Origin of the sequence: Enterobacter sp. MGH119, assembly GCF_001037675.1 — a bacterium.
Classification (GTDB): Bacteria; Pseudomonadota; Gammaproteobacteria; order Enterobacterales; family Enterobacteriaceae; genus Enterobacter; species Enterobacter hormaechei_C.
Genome location: NZ_KQ089929.1, coordinates 747,328 through 763,065, shown reverse-complemented (window position 1 = coordinate 763,065; position 15,738 = coordinate 747,328). Strand labels below are relative to the sequence as shown.

Sequence of the window (15,738 nt, the reverse complement as noted above, 5' to 3'; positions counted from 1 at the left end):
TATGAGCAAAAGAACAATCATCTAATTACAGATTGATAACCTAGTTGAAAATATTATTCAACATATGACTTTTTTATGGTGACTCAACTCACATATCCCGCTGTATCAGGGGATAGCGCTTATTTGGGATCTCCTGCTGCGCGTTATTTTTAACCAGTAGAAAATTCTGTGAGAACCGCTTTTTTTGCCGTATCGAAAACGTGAAATCGCAAAGAAAAAATTTCTGCGCCCCGCGTATTTGAATGGGGTGATCTATGCTTGAAAGGAGGCTCTCCAGTCAGAGAGAGCGACCAACAACGAGGGCGCGCTAATGGCTACACTAGATTCCATGTCCAGGGACAGCACCCGTCTGAGCGATGGACCCGACTGGACCTTCGAGTTGCTGGATGTCTACCTGGCGGAGATCGACCGGGTGGCCAAACTCTATCGTCTGGATACCTACCCCCATCAGATTGAAGTCATCACCTCGGAACAGATGATGGACGCTTACTCCAGCGTCGGGATGCCGATTAACTATCCGCACTGGTCGTTTGGTAAAAAATTCATTGAGACAGAGCGGCTGTATAAGCACGGGCAGCAGGGATTGGCGTATGAAATCGTCATTAACTCTAACCCATGTATTGCCTATCTGATGGAGGAGAACACCATTACCATGCAGGCGCTGGTGATGGCGCACGCCTGCTATGGACATAACTCGTTCTTCAAAAATAACTATCTGTTCCGCAGCTGGACGGACGCCAGCTCAATCGTTGATTACCTCATCTTCGCCCGTAACTACATTACCGACTGCGAAGAGCGCTACGGCGTGGACGAGGTTGAGAAACTGCTGGACTCCTGCCACGCGCTGATGAACTACGGCGTTGACCGCTATAAGCGTCCGCAGAAGATCTCCTTGCAGGAGGAGAAAGCCCGGCAGAAAAGCCGCGAGGAGTATCTGCAAAGCCAGGTGAATATGCTGTGGCGCACCCTGCCAAAACGTGAAGAGGAGAAAACCGTCGCCGAGGCGCGTCGCTACCCTTCCGAGCCGCAGGAAAACCTGCTCTACTTTATGGAGAAAAACGCCCCACTGCTGGAGCCCTGGCAGCGTGAGATCCTGCGCATCGTGCGCAAGGTGAGCCAGTATTTCTATCCGCAGAAGCAGACCCAGGTCATGAACGAAGGCTGGGCGACCTTCTGGCACTACACCATTCTGAACCACCTGTATGACGAGGGAAAAGTCTCCGAACGGTTTATGATGGAGTTCCTGCACAGCCACACCAACGTGGTGTTCCAGCCGGCATATAACAGCCCGTGGTACAGCGGTATTAACCCGTACGCGCTCGGCTTTGCCATGTTCCAGGATATCAAGCGTATTTGTCAGTCGCCCACCGAAGAGGACAAATACTGGTTCCCGGATATTGCCGGTTCCGACTGGCTGGAAACGCTGCACTTCGCGATGCGTGATTTTAAGGATGAGAGCTTTATCAGCCAGTTCATGTCGCCGAAGATCATGCGTGATTTCCGCTTCTTCACCGTACTGGATGATGACCGCAACAACTTCCTGGAGATCTCCGCGATCCACAACGAAGAGGGCTATCGCGAGATCCGCTCGCGCCTGTCGTCCCAGTACAACCTGAGTAATCTTGAACCGAACATTCAGGTGTGGAACGTGGATCTGCGCGGCGATCGCTCTCTGACGTTGCGCTATATTCCGCACAACCGCGCACCGCTGGATAAGGGGCGTAAGGAAGTGCTGAAGCATGTGCATCGCCTGTGGGGATTTGACGTCTTGCTGGAGCAGCAGAACGAAGATGGCAGCGTGGAGCTGCTGGAGCGGTGTCCGGCGCGGTTGAATACGCTGTAGTGGGATTTTTTGCCCGGTGGCGCTACGCTTACCGGGCCTACGGGACCTGTAGGCCGGGTCAGGCGAAGCCGCCACCCGGCGAAAAAAAACCTCTCAATCGAGAGGTTTTTTCTTTTACCGGCCCTGAATCGCTAAATCACCCGGCAGCGTTTTCTGCATCCGGTGCCAGATTTCACCGGAGTCGTGGCCGTAACGACGCACGGTTTCATAGACCTGATCGTGCAGCCCTTCGGTGCAGAGTTTGCTCAGTTTATGATAGAAGCCGAGCGCCAGACTGCGGGCTTCAGGGTTAGCAAAGTAGTGACGACCAATGCGCGTATATAACCCTTTCATTCCATTCAGGATCAAACCGTAAACCGGATTGCCGGAAGCAAACGCCAGACCACGGAACACGTTGTAATCCAGGGTCGCAAAGGCATCCGCGTGGTCTTCCACCTCATTGGCGGTAGCAAGTACCTTCAGCGCATCTTCAGGGTGCTGGCGAAACGCGGTGCGGATGAAAATGGTGGCGATGTTGGTGCGCACGGAAAGCAGATTATCAATCAGCTGCGGTACGCTTTCGTGATCGAGACGCGCCAGCGTTTCCAGAATGTTCAGCCCGGACGTTTCCCAGAAGTTATTCACTTTAGTGGGTTTGCCATGCTGTATCGTCAACCAGCCATCGCGCGCCAGACGCTGGAGCACTTCTCGCAGCGTGGTACGGGTGACGCCAATCAGTTCAGAGAGTTCGCGTTCAGCAGGTAGAATTGATCCCGCAGGGAAACGATTATTCCAGATGCTTTCAATGATGTACTCTTCCGCGAAACCCGCCGGGCTCTGCGCCTTAATGACCATAGTGAGATTTCCATTACACAGCTTTAGCAAATTACACTCATCATACCAGAGGCGTGCAGAGGCAGATAGCGCAGCAGAGACAGAAAAGAGGGATCGCCGTTTCATTTTTATGAAATTTACAAATGGCTTAATCCCCCGCTCTGCCGCCATTTTTGCGTATACTGATGTCTTGTCTTATTTGACGGGGAAAGGACGTCTGTCGTGGAAATTTCATTTGGGCGCGCGCTGTGGCGCAACTTTTTAGGTCAGTCACCTGACTGGTACAAACTCACTTTACTGGTATTCCTGGTCGTTAATCCCGTTATCTTTTTGCTGGATCCCTTCGTTGCCGGGTGGATGTTGGTCGCCGAGTTTATCTTTACCCTGGCGATGGCGCTGAAGTGCTATCCGCTGTTGCCCGGCGGGCTGCTGGCGCTGGAAGCCGTGGTCATTGGAATGACCAGCGCGGAGCATGTTAAAAACGAGATAGCGTCGAATCTTGAAGTCCTGCTGCTGCTGATCTTCATGGTGGCGGGGATCTACTTTATGAAGCAGCTTCTGCTGTTTATCTTCACCCGTTTGCTGCTGAGCATTCCGTCGAAAACGCTGCTCTCGCTGGCGTTTTGCCTCGCCGCAGCCTTCCTCTCTGCCTTCCTGGATGCGCTGACGGTCGTGGCGGTAGTGATCAGCGTCGCCGTCGGCTTTTACGGGATTTACCACCGGGTGGCCTCGTCTCGTCCTGGCGATAACTTGCAGGACGACAGCCACGTTGAGGCGCACAACCGCGATGTGCTGGAACAGTTCCGCGCATTTCTGCGCAGCCTGATGATGCATGCAGGCGTGGGGACGGCGCTGGGCGGCGTGATGACCATGGTCGGGGAGCCGCAAAACCTGATTATCGCCAAAGCAGCTGAGTGGCATTTTGGCGAATTTTTCCTGCGCATGGCGCCGGTCAGCGTACCCGTGCTGGTCTGCGGGTTAGCCACCTGTGTGCTGGTCGAAAAATTCAACCTCTTTGGGTATGGCGCGACGTTGCCCGATCAGGTCCGCCAGGAGCTGCATAAGTTTGACGAGCAGAGCCGCAAACAACGCACGCGCCAGGAGACGCTGCGCCTGATTGCACAGGGCTTCATCGGCGTGTGGCTTATCGCTGCGCTGGCCTTCCACCTTGCCGAGGTGGGGCTGATTGGCCTGTCGGTAATTATCCTTGCAACCAGCCTGGGCGGCGTTACGGACGAACATGCTATCGGAAAAGCCTTTACCGAAGCGCTGCCGTTTACCGCCCTGCTGGCGGTGTTTTTTGCCGTCGTGGCGGTGATTATTGACCAACATCTGTTCGCGCCGATCATCGCGTTTGTGCTTCAAGCCACGCCAGATTCGCAGCTAACGCTGTTCTATTTGTTTAACGGTCTGTTGTCCTCTATATCCGATAACGTCTTTGTCGGGACGGTATACATCAATGAGGCCAAAGCCGCGATGGAGCAAGGGATTGTCAGCAGTGAACAGTTCGAGCTGCTGGCGGTGGCGATCAACACCGGAACCAACCTCCCCTCCGTGGCAACCCCGAACGGTCAGGCGGCATTCCTCTTCCTGCTGACCTCGGCGCTGGCGCCACTCATACGACTTTCTTATGGAAGAATGGTCTGGATGGCGCTGCCGTATACGCTGGTGCTTACCCTGGTTGGTTTACTGTGCATCAAAATTACTCTCGTTCCCTGTACGCAATGGTTATTGCAAGCAGGTATACTTGCGGCGCATTAAAATTCGTTTACACTGCGCTGTCTAAGCATGTTCCAGGGAAATGATTATGTTGCGATTTTTGAACCAGTGCTCACGCGGTCGCGGAGCGTGGTTGTTGATGGCCCTGACCGCCTTTGCGCTGGAAATGGTCGCGCTGTGGTTTCAGCATGTGATGGGGCTGAAACCTTGCGTACTGTGTATTTATGAGCGTTGTGCGCTGTTCGGCATTATGGGCGCGGGTCTGGTAGGTGCGATTGCACCCAAATCACCGTTACGCTATGCGGCAATTGCCATCTGGCTGTACAGCGCCGGGAAAGGCATTGCGCTTGCCTGGGAGCACACCCAAATGCAGCTTCACCCGTCGCCGTTTATGACCTGCGATTTTGCCGCCCGCTTCCCGAGCTGGCTGCCGCTGGATAAATGGCTGCCGCAGGTGTTTGTGGCCTCCGGTGACTGCTCTGTACGCCAGTGGGAATTCCTGACGCTGGAGATGCCGCAGTGGCTGGTGGGCATTTTTGTCGCCTACTTTGTGGTGGCGCTGCTGGTGCTGATTGCCCAGCCGTTCAAACCAAAGAAACGCGATCTTTTTGGAAGGTAAAAGCAGAACGGCAACGTCAGTTTTGCAGGTCGGGTAAGCGCAGCGCCACTCGACACAATTGTGAACAATAAAAAACCCGCCTCGGCGGGTTTTTTATTATCACCGATTAGGGTGATTCATAATGTGGTCTTCCCAGTCCCGCACCTCGGACTCTTTCACCGCAATGTGGCGCACGGAAATACGTTCGCCGTGCATCGCCGCTTTCGACCCCGTCAACAGCGGATGCCATGTGGGCAGATCTTTCCCTTCCGCCAGCAGGCGATACGCGCAGGTATGCGGCAGCCACTCAAAGGTCGGTAGATTTTCACGGGTTAACTTGATGCAGTCCGGCTCATATTCGAAACGGCGCTCATAGTTGCGGCACTGGCAGGTTTTGATGTTTAACTGCTTGCAGGCTACGTTGGTGAAATAGATCTCGTCCGAATCTTCATCCATCAGCTTATGCAGGCAGCACTGCCCGCAGCCGTCACACAACGATTCCCACTCCGCGTCGGTCATGTCGTCGAGAGTTTTGCTTTGCCAGAAAGGAATGTCGTTCATCGGGATGTCCACACGTCAAAATAGAGCGCACCTTATAACGAGTCTGGCACGTTGATGCAAGTTTTGCCGCCCTTTTCAGGCGGCAAGGTGCTTTTACAGCACGCGGGTTTTCAGCGACAGGCCGTTAAAACTGACATCCAGTTCGTCGCCGCTAAGCAGCGGCCCCACACCTTCCGGAGTGCCGGTGAGGATCACGTCGCCAGGTTTCAGGGTGAAGAAGCGGCTCATGTAGGCAATCAGCGGAACGATCTTATGGATCATGTCAGCGGTCGTTCCCTGCTGGCGGATCTCGCCGTTGACCTTCAGGCTGAGCGGCGTGTTCTGCGGATCGTCGGTAAATTCACTCACCGGAATGAAACCGGAAATCGGGCATGAATTATCAAAACCCTTCGCTTTTTCCCACGGCTGCCCCGCTTTCTTCATTTTGCCCTGAACATCACGCAGCGTCAGGTCAAGCGCGACACCGTAACCCGCAATCGCTTTCTCTACATGCTCTTCGGTCGCCTGGCGCAGCGTCGCGCCGATCAGCACCGCCAGCTCCACTTCATGATGCACCGAGCCCAGTCCCTGCGGCAGAACCAGCGGCTGGCGAATATCGCACAGTGCGGTTTCTGGCTTAATAAACAGAACCGGCTCTTCCGGCACGGCGCTGCCCATCTCCTGAATATGTTTTGCATAGTTGCTGCCCACGCAGACCACTTTGCTGACGGGATAATCCAGTAATGCACCTTGCCAGTTATGATGTTGATACATGGTCGACCCCTAATCGGTTGATGAGTTGTTCCCGGAAGGACCCGGGCTTATTTCTTTCCGCTCACCTCAAGATGCTGTTTTAATAAATTCTCCGGTGGCGGCGGAAGCTGTAAATAATAGCCCTGCTCGGTTAACGCCTTTTTGACTTTCTCCAGATCGGCGTTCACCAGCTTCTTACGGCCGTCCAGCGGCAGCAGCATCGCCAGCTGCGGTCGGCCAAAGCTTTTCATTAATTCTTCAGGCACGCGGGAAAAATCGTCTTTCTTTTCGACATAAAGGTAGGTCTGGTCGCGGCTGGTACTTCTGTAGATCACACAAAACATGTTTTTACTCTGAATTAACGGGTGGTTGCTTGCCTCAATATACTCCTGACTATAACATGCCTGATACTCTTCGGAATATCGCGGCGATGTGTTGCGGTTAATAGCAAATTGAGTAAGGCCAGGATGTCAAATACGCCCATCGAGCTTAAAGGCAGTAGCTTCACCTTATCAGTGGTTCATTTGCATGATGCAAAACCCGAGGTTATTCGTCAGGCGTTAGAAGACAAAATCGCGCAGGCTCCCGCTTTTCTTAAGCATGCTCCTGTCGTCGTCAATGTAAGCGACCTTGAGGGGCCGGTTAACTGGAAGCGGCTCCAGCAGGCCGTCGCCTCCACGGGGTTGCGCATCGTGGGCATTAGCGGCTGCAAAGACGCAGAGTTAAAAGCCGAAATTGAACGCGCGGGTTTGCCCTTGTTAAACGAGGGCAAAGAAAAAGCCCCACGTGCAACGCCTGCAACCGTTCCCGCTCCCCCGCCTCCGGCGCAAAATGTAGCCCCAGTCACAAAAACGCGATTGATTGATCTGCCGGTTCGTTCCGGTCAGCGCATTTATGCGCCAAACTGTGATCTGATTGTTACAAGCCACGTCAGTGCGGGCGCTGAACTGATTGCAGATGGCAATATTCACGTTTACGGTATGATGCGTGGACGTGCGCTTGCGGGCGCCAGCGGCGATCGAGAAGCACAAATTTTTTGTACTCACCTGACGGCAGAACTGGTGTCTATCGCAGGTGAATATTGGCTGAGCGATAAAATCCCAGCCGAATTTTATGGCAAAGCGGCCCGTCTGCAACTGGCAGATAACGCTTTGACCGTTCAACCGTTAAATTGATCCCTTTTAACAAGGAATTTCTATGGCACGCATTATTGTTGTGACTTCGGGTAAAGGAGGCGTTGGCAAGACCACCTCCAGCGCGGCCATCGCTACTGGTTTGGCCCAGAAGGGAAAGAAAACCGTCGTAATCGACTTCGATATCGGTCTGCGTAACCTGGACCTGATCATGGGTTGCGAGCGTCGCGTGGTGTATGACTTCGTGAACGTCATTCAGGGCGATGCCACCCTTAACCAGGCGCTGATTAAAGATAAGCGTACCGAGAACCTCTACATTCTTCCGGCGTCCCAGACCCGTGATAAAGACGCCCTGACCCGCGAAGGCGTGGAAAAGGTGCTCGACGATCTGAAAAAGATGGAGTTCGACTTTGTGGTCTGCGACTCCCCGGCCGGTATCGAAACCGGCGCGCTGATGGCGCTCTACTTCGCGGATGAAGCCATCATCACCACCAACCCGGAGGTCTCGTCAGTACGTGATTCCGACCGTATTCTCGGCATTCTGGCCTCGAAATCCCGTCGCGCGGAAAATGGCCAGGAGCCAATCAAAGAGCACCTGCTGCTGACCCGCTACAACCCGGGCCGGGTGAACAAAGGTGACATGCTGAGCATGGAAGACGTGCTGGAGATCCTGCGCATCAAACTGGTTGGCGTGATCCCGGAAGATCAGTCCGTGTTGCGCGCCTCTAACCAGGGCGAGCCCGTGATCCTGGATACACAGGCAGACGCGGGTAAAGCGTATGCGGATACCGTTGACCGTCTGCTGGGAGAAGAACGTCCTTTCCGCTTCATTGAAGAAGAGAAGAAAGGTTTCCTCAAACGCCTGTTCGGAGGATAAGTTATGGCATTACTGGACTTTTTTCTCTCGCGGAAAAAAAGCACCGCCAACATCGCAAAAGAACGTCTGCAAATCATTGTTGCGGAACGTCGTCGTAGCGACGCCGAACCGCACTACCTGCCGCAGCTGCGCAAAGACATTCTGGAAGTGATCTGCAAATACGTGCAGATTGACCCAGAAATGGTCACCGTTCAGCTGGAGCAAAAAGACGGGGATATTTCGATTCTGGAGCTGAACGTGACGCTTCCGGAAGCGGAAGAGTCGCGTTAATCCGGTTGTGGTTTTGTAGGCCGGGCAAGCATCGCGCCACCCGGCAATTTCCCCGGTGGCGCTGCGCTTACCGGGGCTACAATTCTTTAGCGCGGATACCCTTCCAGCAGGGTATTCAGGCGTTCGGCCATCAGTTCCCCCCGCCATCCGGCGACCAGCTCCGGTAAACCATTTTGCGGTTTCAACTTCCAGTGCCAGTTCAGCAGCTGGTTAATCTGACGACGTGAAGCCAGCAGTTCGGCACTCAGTTTGCTTTCCCCCGCCACCGTCTGCACCAGCGCTTTGATATCTTTGAATGCCTTGCGGTAGCCCGGCATATCCATCAGGTTAAGCAGTGGTTCTGGCAGTGCGTCCTCCGGCAGCTGCTGAGCTTTCTCTACCAGCGCGAGCAGCGTTTTACCGTGGAAACGGATCTCACTCCCGGAAAGGCCAATGCTGTCCAGTTCGCCAAGGCTACCCGGCATATAGCGCGCCACCGCCCACAGGTGTTCTTCACGCACCACGAAGTTAACCGCCAGATCGCGCTCACGTGCTTTACGCAGACGCCAGTCAGCCAGCAGTTGCAGACAGGCCAGCTGGCGGGTGCGCAGCTGCCAGGCGTTGGTGATGTCACGCCAGGCCTCTTTCGGATCAACCACTTCCTGACGACGCTGCTGCGTCATGCGGCACTCGTCCAGTGCGGCAGACAGCCAACCGGACGCCTCAGCCTCTTTCATAAGCTGGCCGGCAATTGGAAGAAGGTAAAAGACGTCTGCCGCGGCGTATTCAAGCTGACGCGCCGTTAGGGGACGCGCGAGCCAGTCGGTACGCGATTCGCTCTTATCCAGCGTCAGACCGGTGTACTCTTCCACCATCGCGGCGAAGCCCCAGGAGAGCGGACGACCGCTGAACGCCGCGAGGATCTGGGTATCAATCAGCGGCTGCGGCATGATGCCAAAAGTGTTGAGAAAGACTTCCAGATCTTCACTGCCCGCGTGCAGATATTTGGTCACGGCGGTATCCAGCAACAGCTCGCGCATTGGCGCCCAGTCGGTAATGCCGAGGGGGTCAATCAATGACACGTGTTTGCCGTCATACATCTGAATCAGACCCAGCTGCGGATAGTACGTTCGGGTGCGGACAAATTCCGTATCCAGGGCGATAGCAGGAAATTCACGCGTCACCTCGCACAGCGAAGCCAGCTCGTCGTTGGTAGTGATCATCTGGTAATTCAAATCGGACTCTCTTTTGTTTGCGCCCATAAAAAACGCCGGCTTAACCGGCGTCTGGGCGATTAACGTGAAGCTCAGGCCTTATTGTCCACTTTGGCACGGGCTTCGTCACGTAATTCTCGTCGTAATATCTTCCCGACGTTGGATTTCGGCAGCTCATCCCGGAATTCCACCAGCTTCGGCACTTTATAGCCCGTCAGCTGACGGCGACAGAACGTTATCAGCGCATCCTCGGTCAGAGAAGGATCTTTCTTGACCACAAATATCTTCACCGCTTCACCGCTGCTGCCGGAAGGAACGCCCACCGCCGCCACTTCCAGCACGCCGCTGTGCTGCATCACCACGTCTTCGATTTCGTTCGGATAGACGTTAAACCCTGACACAAGGATCATGTCTTTCTTGCGATCGACGATGCGCAGGAAGCCTTCGTCATCCATCACCGCGATGTCGCCCGTGTGCAGCCAGCCGTCTTTGATGATCTCATCCGTGGCATCCGGACGTTGCCAGTAGCCCAGCATCACCTGCGGCCCTCTGACACACAGCTCCCCTGGCTCACCGTGAGGCACTTCGTTATCCTCATCATCCACCAGTTTTGCTTCCGTCGACGGGACCGGCAGACCGATACTGCCGCTGTGGTAGTCGATGTCATGCGGGTTAACGCTGACCAGCGGGGCGCACTCCGTCAGGCCATAGCCTTCCAGCAGATACTGCCCGGTGAGTTTCACCCAGCGCTCGGCAACAGCCTGCTGAACCGGCATCCCGCCACCCGCGGAGAGGTGCAGCGTGGAGAAATCGAGCTGCTGGAACTCTTTATTGTTAAGCAGCGCGTTAAACAGGGTGTTCACGCCGGTCATGGCGGTGAACGGGTATTTCGCCAGCTCTTTGACCAGCCCCGGGATATCGCGCGGGTTGGTGATCAATACGTTTTGACCGCCAAGCTCGATAAACAGCAGGCAGTTCATGGTCAGCGCAAAAATGTGATACAGCGGAAGCGCGGTGATCACCAGCTCCTTGCCCGGGTGCAGCAGCGGCCCGTAGGTGGCGTTAACCTGCTCAAGGTTCGCCAGCATGTTACGGTGGGTCAGCATCGCCCCTTTTGCCACGCCGGTGGTGCCGCCCGTGTATTGCAGGAAGGCCAGATCCTCGGACACGATCTCCGGCTTTACGTATTGCATCCGGTAGCCCGCATGCAGGGCGCGGCGGAAGGAGATGGCATCCGGCAGGTGGTATTTCGGCACCAGCCGCTTAACGTATTTAACGACAAAGTTGACCAGCGTACCTTTCGCGGTAGAGAGCTGGTCACCCATGCGCGTCAGGATGACGTGCTTAACCTGAGTTTTTTCAACGACTTTTTCCAGCGTGTGGGCAAAGTTGGAGACAATCACAATCGCCGCCGCGCCGCTGTCATTCAACTGATGTTCCAGCTCGCGCGGGGTATAGAGCGGGTTAACGTTAACCACGATCATCCCTGCCCTGAGGATGCCGAACAGCGCCACCGGGTATTGCAGCAGGTTTGGCATCATCAGCGCGACGCGATCCCCTTTCTGCAAGCCCAACCCTTCCTGTAAATAGGCCGCAAACGCCCGGCTGCGCTCTTCCAGCTTACGGAAGGTCATCACTTCGCCCATATTCACGAACGCGGGCTGGTCAGCGTAGCGCCGTACCGAGTGTTCAAATAATTCAATCAGGGATTGATAACGGTCAGGATTGATCTCCGCAGGGACATCCGCGGGATAACGGTTAAGCCAAACCTTTTTCAATGCATCACCTCTGAAATGAGTGTTCGTCGTCATCACAGCCCCGATAATAAACAGTTTGTTAACATTATATTAACTCAGCGTACCAGTTTATTAATTGTTCAGATTGCAGGTTGCGAAGCGCGTCACTCTTTTTTTTCGTTTTATCCGTAAAAAAACAGAGACAGCGGCTGAGCCGCTGTCTCTTTCCTAGCAATAACAGTAACTTACTCAGTTACTATTGTTTGAACCTGTGCAGGGCCTGGATTGTACCACCCCCAGCCACCGTAGCCGTAACGATACGGATGCGGTCCCCACATCCACGGATCGATTGGCTGTGGCGGCATCACCACCTGCTGGGCGATACGCCAGCGTTTGTAGCCGTTCACCTGCATGGTCATAAATTTGTATGGCGTATTGCCGATTTTCCCCGCCACCGAACCGGTAATCGGCCCAACGACGGTCACCAGCTGCCCGCGGAAATCTACCGGATCGAGGAAGCCGCTGACGTCAGCGTAGATCCGCCCGCGCGAGGCTTCACCCAGAACAGGCCGCGCGCCGTCGTCCAGTGGAACGGTGGCAATCTCCAGCCGGGTTTTCCCCTGCTGGTTTAGCACTTCAACCACCTTGCCGCCAAACCGCGCTTCCTGCCCGACATACAGCTCCGGGGCATTCATCACGCGTACCAGATCCTGCTGTGGCGTCGGGCTGGTGCCCTTGATCGCATCAGGAACGGTGACGCACCCGCTCAGTGCTATGGCAACCGCGCCTGCCATAAAAAAGCGTACAACTTTAGTCTGAACCGCCATGATGCGACTCCTTTTTCTCAGTTCCTGTTACTGAGATTCACTCGCGGCCAGGAAGTTTCTTCCACGCGACGGTGTTTCGTAAATAAACCGGTTCAGCGTGTTCAACCGCCACGGTTTTTCCTGCGGCAAGCAGCTGACAGGCAATCGGCAGCATATCTTCGGCGGCGGGCAGGAGCATGTTACCGTCCACCAGCGTAAGGCCGGTGTCCTTCGCCATCTCCGGCCACGCCGCCCAGCCGGTTCCGACCGTCGCCCACTCACCGGAGAGCTGTTTCAGGCGCCCGGTGACGGCTTCAGGTTTAAGCACCGCTTCCGTCTCTTCGCCGTGCCAGACGCCGTTTTCGTCACGGGTGTACTCCGCCCAGTAGACTTCCCCCATGCGGGCATCAATCGCAGCCAGCACGCGGGTGGCGCCGGTCATGCGCCATGCTCCCTGGGCCATGGTCGCAAGCGTGGAGACGCCGATCATCGGCAGGTCAGCGCCCAGCGCCAGACCCTGCGCAATGCCAATCCCGATACGTACGCCCGTAAAGCTGCCCGGACCACGGCCGTAGGCCAGCGCGTCGAGGTCAGTCAGGGCGGTGTTGCCCTCGGTTAAAATGGTTTTTACCAGGGGCAGAATACGTTGGGTATGTTCCCGTGGGCACTCTTCGAAATGAGCAAAAATCGTACCGTCGTTCCACAGGGCAACGGAACAGGCCTCTGTCGCGGTATCAATAGCCAGAATTCGCATCAGTCGTCGCGCTCTCGCAATGGTCAGTCACAAAATGGCGCGCATCTTAACACACTCCGGGAAGAATTACTCCGCCGTCGGGTTCGCCAGGAAGCGGACCGCGCGTTTAATATCCCGCGTGCGCGGCGCGGGCGGCAGGCTGGCGAGGAAGGTCGCGCCGTAGGGACGCATCACCAGGCGGTTGTCGCAGATCACCAGCACCCCGCGATCGGTGACGTCGCGGATCAGTCGCCCTACCCCCTGTTTAAGCGTGATGACCGCGTCCGGCAGCTGGACGTCGTCGAACGGATCGCCCCCGCGCAGACGGCAGTCCTCCATGCGCGCTTTCAGAAGCGGATCGTCCGGCGATGTGAACGGCAGCTTATCGATAATCACCAGCGAGAGCGTGTCGCCGCGCACGTCCACCCCTTCCCAGAAGCTGCTGGTCGCCACCAGCAGGGCATTACCGGCGCTGACAAACTGCTGGAGCAGCTGGCCTTTACTGGTTTCTCCCTGCAACAGCACCGGTAGCGTCATGGTGGCGCGGAACTGCTCGGCCAGATCGCGCATCATGGCGTGTGAGGTGCAGAGCATAAAGCAGCGCCCGTTGTTGGCCTCGATCATCGGCTTCAGCATGGCCGCCAGATGGCGCGCCGCGCCCGGCTGGTTAGGCAGCGGCAGATTGCGCGGCACGCACAGCAGCGCCTGTCTCTCATAGTCGAACGGGCTCGGCAGAAGCAAGGATTCCGCCTGCTCAATGCCGAGGCGCTCGGTAAAGTGGTGCAGATCGTCATTGACCGACAGCGTGGCCGAGGTAAAGACCCAGGTGCCGGGCTTTTGCGCCATCACCTCTTTGAATTTGTCGGCAACGGTCAGCGGCGTGAGCGCCAGGGTGAAGTGGCGCGAGGTACATTCGTACCAGTAGCTGTAGCCCGGCTGGTTGATCTCTTTCAGCCGCTTCAGCCGCCCACGGTAAAGCGTGGCGCGCTCGAAGGCGGCGTCCAGCAGCGCTGAACGTCCGAGGGACAGCTTCGCCACGTCGTAACAGAGTTCAAGGGCATCATCGAGCAGCAGCAGCGCGCGCTGGATATTTTTGTCTGCGAGCAGTTCGCGCAGGTTGCCGCGATAGCCCGGCTCGCCAAGCTGTAAGCGGAAATCCTGTGCGCATTGCGCCAGGCGGTCCGCGCACTTCTGCAACTGCTGGGTATCTTTGAGTTCGGTGCGATAGGCAATGGTAATATCTTTCGCCAGATCCTGAAGCTGACGGCTGGAGAGCGACTGACCAAAATACTGGCTGGCGATGTCCGGTAGCTGATGGGCTTCATCGAAGATCATCACCTCCGCCTCCGGGATCAGCTCGCCGAAACCACTGTCCTTGACCACCATATCCGCAAGAAACAGGTGATGGTTCACCACCACCACGTCGGCGTCCATCGCGGTTTTACGCGCTTTCACCACAAAACAGTCTTTATACAGCGGGCAGTCGCTGCCGAGGCAGTTGTCATTGGTGCTGGTCACCAGCGGCCAGGCCGGGGAGTCTTCCGGCACGCTCGCGCAGGTGCTGATGTCCCCCTCCTCCGTCTGGTTGGCCCAGGCGCGCAGGACGATCACATCGCTCAGGGTTTGTACCGGCAGGTCGCCGCCCGCCAGCGCCTGCTGTTCAAGACGCTCCAGACACAGGTAGTTAGAACGCCCTTTCAGCAAGGCCAGACGCCCTTTGTATTTCAGCGCTTTCGCCACCGTGGGTAAATCGCGGCTGTAGAGCTGATCCTGGAGCGCTTTTGATCCCGTAGAGATGATCACCTTCTTTTTCGCCCGCAGCGCAGGAGCGAGGTAAGCATACGTTTTCCCCGTACCGGTACCGGCCTCCACGACCAGCGGCTGCGCCTTGTCGATAGCGTGCGCAACGGCATGCGCCATCTGACGTTGGGGTTCGCGCGGTTTAAAGCCGGGAATAGCCTGTGCTAACTGACCTTCTGGGGAAAAATCGTCTGCCACGGTGTTCTCTCACTGTATTTTTGCACAGGGATTATGTCAGCCCCTTCTCTCCGGTGCCACCCCAAATAGTGACGACGGCGGAACATTATGGCAGTCTTGCCGCCTGACGACGAAAGATAACGAGGATACGTTTATGACAATTACGCGCATTGATGCCGAAGCCCGCTGGTCTGATGTGGTGATCCACAACCAGACGCTGTACTACACCGGCGTCCCTGCCAATCTGGACGCCGACGCCTTCGAGCAGACCGCCAACACCCTGGCGCAGATCGACGCCGTACTGGAAAAACAGGGCAGCGACAAATCCCGCATTCTGGATGCGACGATTTTTCTGGCGAATAAAGACGATTTCGCGGCGATGAATAAAGCATGGGATGCGTGGGTGGTGGCGGGTCACGCGCCTGTACGCTGCACCGTACAGGCCACGCTGATGAAACCGGAATATAAGGTTGAGATCAAGATTATCGCGGCAGTGTAAGCCGGTTATTCTTCATCTTCATCCTCAAAGCGCGCCACGATCCGCTCGCCGGTATGGGTGGCGCGAAGTTCTTCCGCGACCTGGGAAATTGCCTGTCCGCTGCTCATCCCCTGGGACATCAGCTCCTGAATACGTTCAACGGCTTTCTGCTGTTGGTCATGGCTGAGAGAAGGTAAACCTGCAAACATCGTTAACTCCTGCTAAATTATTCGCGCTAATTATTTCACGCTGCCCGGTAGTATGCCATA

At 55.9% G+C, this 15,738-nt stretch carries 17 protein-coding genes; 7 read left to right on the top strand and 10 right to left on the bottom strand.

Translation table 11 applies throughout. The annotated features are described in order from the left end of the window. Positions 1–310 precede the first annotated feature (310 nt). On the top strand, positions 311–1,843 hold the full coding sequence (locus tag SK53_RS03565; RefSeq protein WP_022651425.1) for a SpoVR family protein: 1,533 nt from the start codon (positions 311–313) through the stop codon (positions 1,841–1,843). A gap of 114 nt (positions 1,844–1,957) precedes the next feature. Here SK53_RS03565 and fadR read toward each other — a convergent pair whose 3' ends face one another. After that, complete coding sequence (gene fadR, locus SK53_RS03560; RefSeq protein ID WP_003859951.1) at positions 1,958–2,677, bottom strand: fatty acid metabolism transcriptional regulator FadR; 720 nt, start codon at positions 2,675–2,677, stop codon at positions 1,958–1,960. Between the two features lie 201 nt (positions 2,678–2,878). Between fadR and nhaB the strand changes: the two genes are divergently transcribed. Both nhaB and dsbB read left to right on the top strand, forming a co-directional pair. Continuing rightward, positions 2,879–4,417 carry a Na(+)/H(+) antiporter NhaB gene (nhaB, locus tag SK53_RS03555; protein WP_023314322.1) on the top strand — a complete coding sequence of 513 codons (1,539 nt, stop codon included), beginning with the start codon at positions 2,879–2,881 and terminating at the stop codon, positions 4,415–4,417. A gap of 46 nt (positions 4,418–4,463) precedes the next feature. Continuing rightward, on the top strand, positions 4,464–4,994 hold the full coding sequence (dsbB, locus tag SK53_RS03550) for a disulfide bond formation protein DsbB (RefSeq protein ID WP_017693268.1): 531 nt from the start codon (positions 4,464–4,466) through the stop codon (positions 4,992–4,994). Between the two features lie 99 nt (positions 4,995–5,093). Here the strand turns inward: dsbB and SK53_RS03545 are convergent, their stop codons facing one another. The 3 genes from SK53_RS03545 to SK53_RS03535 all read right to left on the bottom strand — a co-directional run bounded on the left by SK53_RS03545 (position 5,094) and on the right by SK53_RS03535 (position 6,610). Beyond that, the gene (locus tag SK53_RS03545) at positions 5,094–5,534 is read right to left on the bottom strand and encodes a YcgN family cysteine cluster protein (RefSeq protein WP_015570314.1); all 441 of its coding nucleotides are present in this window, start codon (positions 5,532–5,534) and stop codon (positions 5,094–5,096) included. 93 nt (positions 5,535–5,627) lie between these two features. After that, the gene (locus tag SK53_RS03540) at positions 5,628–6,287 is read right to left on the bottom strand and encodes a fumarylacetoacetate hydrolase family protein (protein WP_003859945.1); all 660 of its coding nucleotides are present in this window, start codon (positions 6,285–6,287) and stop codon (positions 5,628–5,630) included. 47 nt (positions 6,288–6,334) lie between these two features. Then, on the bottom strand, positions 6,335–6,610 hold the full coding sequence (locus tag SK53_RS03535; protein ID WP_006810982.1) for a YcgL domain-containing protein: 276 nt from the start codon (positions 6,608–6,610) through the stop codon (positions 6,335–6,337). Between the two features lie 123 nt (positions 6,611–6,733). Here SK53_RS03535 and minC point away from each other — a divergent pair, with 123 nt between their 5' ends. Genes minC through minE form a run of 3 tightly spaced genes read left to right on the top strand, consistent with a single transcriptional unit; the run spans position 6,734 to position 8,546 of the window. Beyond that, positions 6,734–7,441 (top strand): septum site-determining protein MinC, encoded by a 708-nt coding sequence (minC, locus tag SK53_RS03530; RefSeq protein ID WP_017384318.1) that lies wholly within the window; start codon positions 6,734–6,736, stop codon positions 7,439–7,441. Between the two features lie 22 nt (positions 7,442–7,463). Beyond that, positions 7,464–8,276 carry a septum site-determining protein MinD gene (minD, locus tag SK53_RS03525; protein ID WP_003859938.1) on the top strand — a complete coding sequence of 271 codons (813 nt, stop codon included), beginning with the start codon at positions 7,464–7,466 and terminating at the stop codon, positions 8,274–8,276. Between the two features lie 3 nt (positions 8,277–8,279). Continuing rightward, positions 8,280–8,546 (top strand): cell division topological specificity factor MinE, encoded by a 267-nt coding sequence (gene minE, locus SK53_RS03520; RefSeq protein WP_003859937.1) that lies wholly within the window; start codon positions 8,280–8,282, stop codon positions 8,544–8,546. Positions 8,547–8,632: 86 nt separating this feature from the next. Here minE and rnd read toward each other — a convergent pair whose 3' ends face one another. The 5 genes from rnd to SK53_RS03495 all read right to left on the bottom strand — a co-directional run bounded on the left by rnd (position 8,633) and on the right by SK53_RS03495 (position 15,012). Further along, complete coding sequence (gene rnd / locus SK53_RS03515; protein ID WP_122959317.1) at positions 8,633–9,748, bottom strand: ribonuclease D; 1,116 nt, start codon at positions 9,746–9,748, stop codon at positions 8,633–8,635. A gap of 83 nt (positions 9,749–9,831) precedes the next feature. Further along, positions 9,832–11,517, bottom strand: a complete 1,686-nt coding sequence (gene fadD / locus SK53_RS03510) for a long-chain-fatty-acid--CoA ligase FadD (protein ID WP_003859933.1) — start codon at positions 11,515–11,517, stop codon at positions 9,832–9,834. Positions 11,518–11,720: 203 nt separating this feature from the next. Beyond that, complete coding sequence (locus tag SK53_RS03505) at positions 11,721–12,302, bottom strand: Slp family lipoprotein (protein WP_003859931.1); 582 nt, start codon at positions 12,300–12,302, stop codon at positions 11,721–11,723. A 37-nt stretch (positions 12,303–12,339) separates the two neighbouring features. Then, positions 12,340–13,035 (bottom strand): tRNA (adenosine(37)-N6)-threonylcarbamoyltransferase complex dimerization subunit type 1 TsaB, encoded by a 696-nt coding sequence (tsaB, locus tag SK53_RS03500; RefSeq protein WP_045332149.1) that lies wholly within the window; start codon positions 13,033–13,035, stop codon positions 12,340–12,342. 66 nt (positions 13,036–13,101) lie between these two features. Beyond that, positions 13,102–15,012, bottom strand: a complete 1,911-nt coding sequence (locus tag SK53_RS03495; protein ID WP_003859928.1) for an ATP-dependent DNA helicase — start codon at positions 15,010–15,012, stop codon at positions 13,102–13,104. A gap of 133 nt (positions 15,013–15,145) precedes the next feature. Here SK53_RS03495 and SK53_RS03490 point away from each other — a divergent pair, with 133 nt between their 5' ends. Further along, a complete protein-coding gene (locus tag SK53_RS03490; RefSeq protein ID WP_003859927.1) occupies positions 15,146–15,490 on the top strand; it encodes a RidA family protein in 345 nt (114 codons plus the stop codon). 5 nt (positions 15,491–15,495) lie between these two features. Here the strand turns inward: SK53_RS03490 and SK53_RS03485 are convergent, their stop codons facing one another. Beyond that, positions 15,496–15,678, bottom strand: coding sequence for a YoaH family protein (locus tag SK53_RS03485; protein WP_003859925.1), 183 nt, complete (start codon positions 15,676–15,678; stop codon positions 15,496–15,498). Positions 15,679–15,738 lie beyond the last annotated feature (60 nt).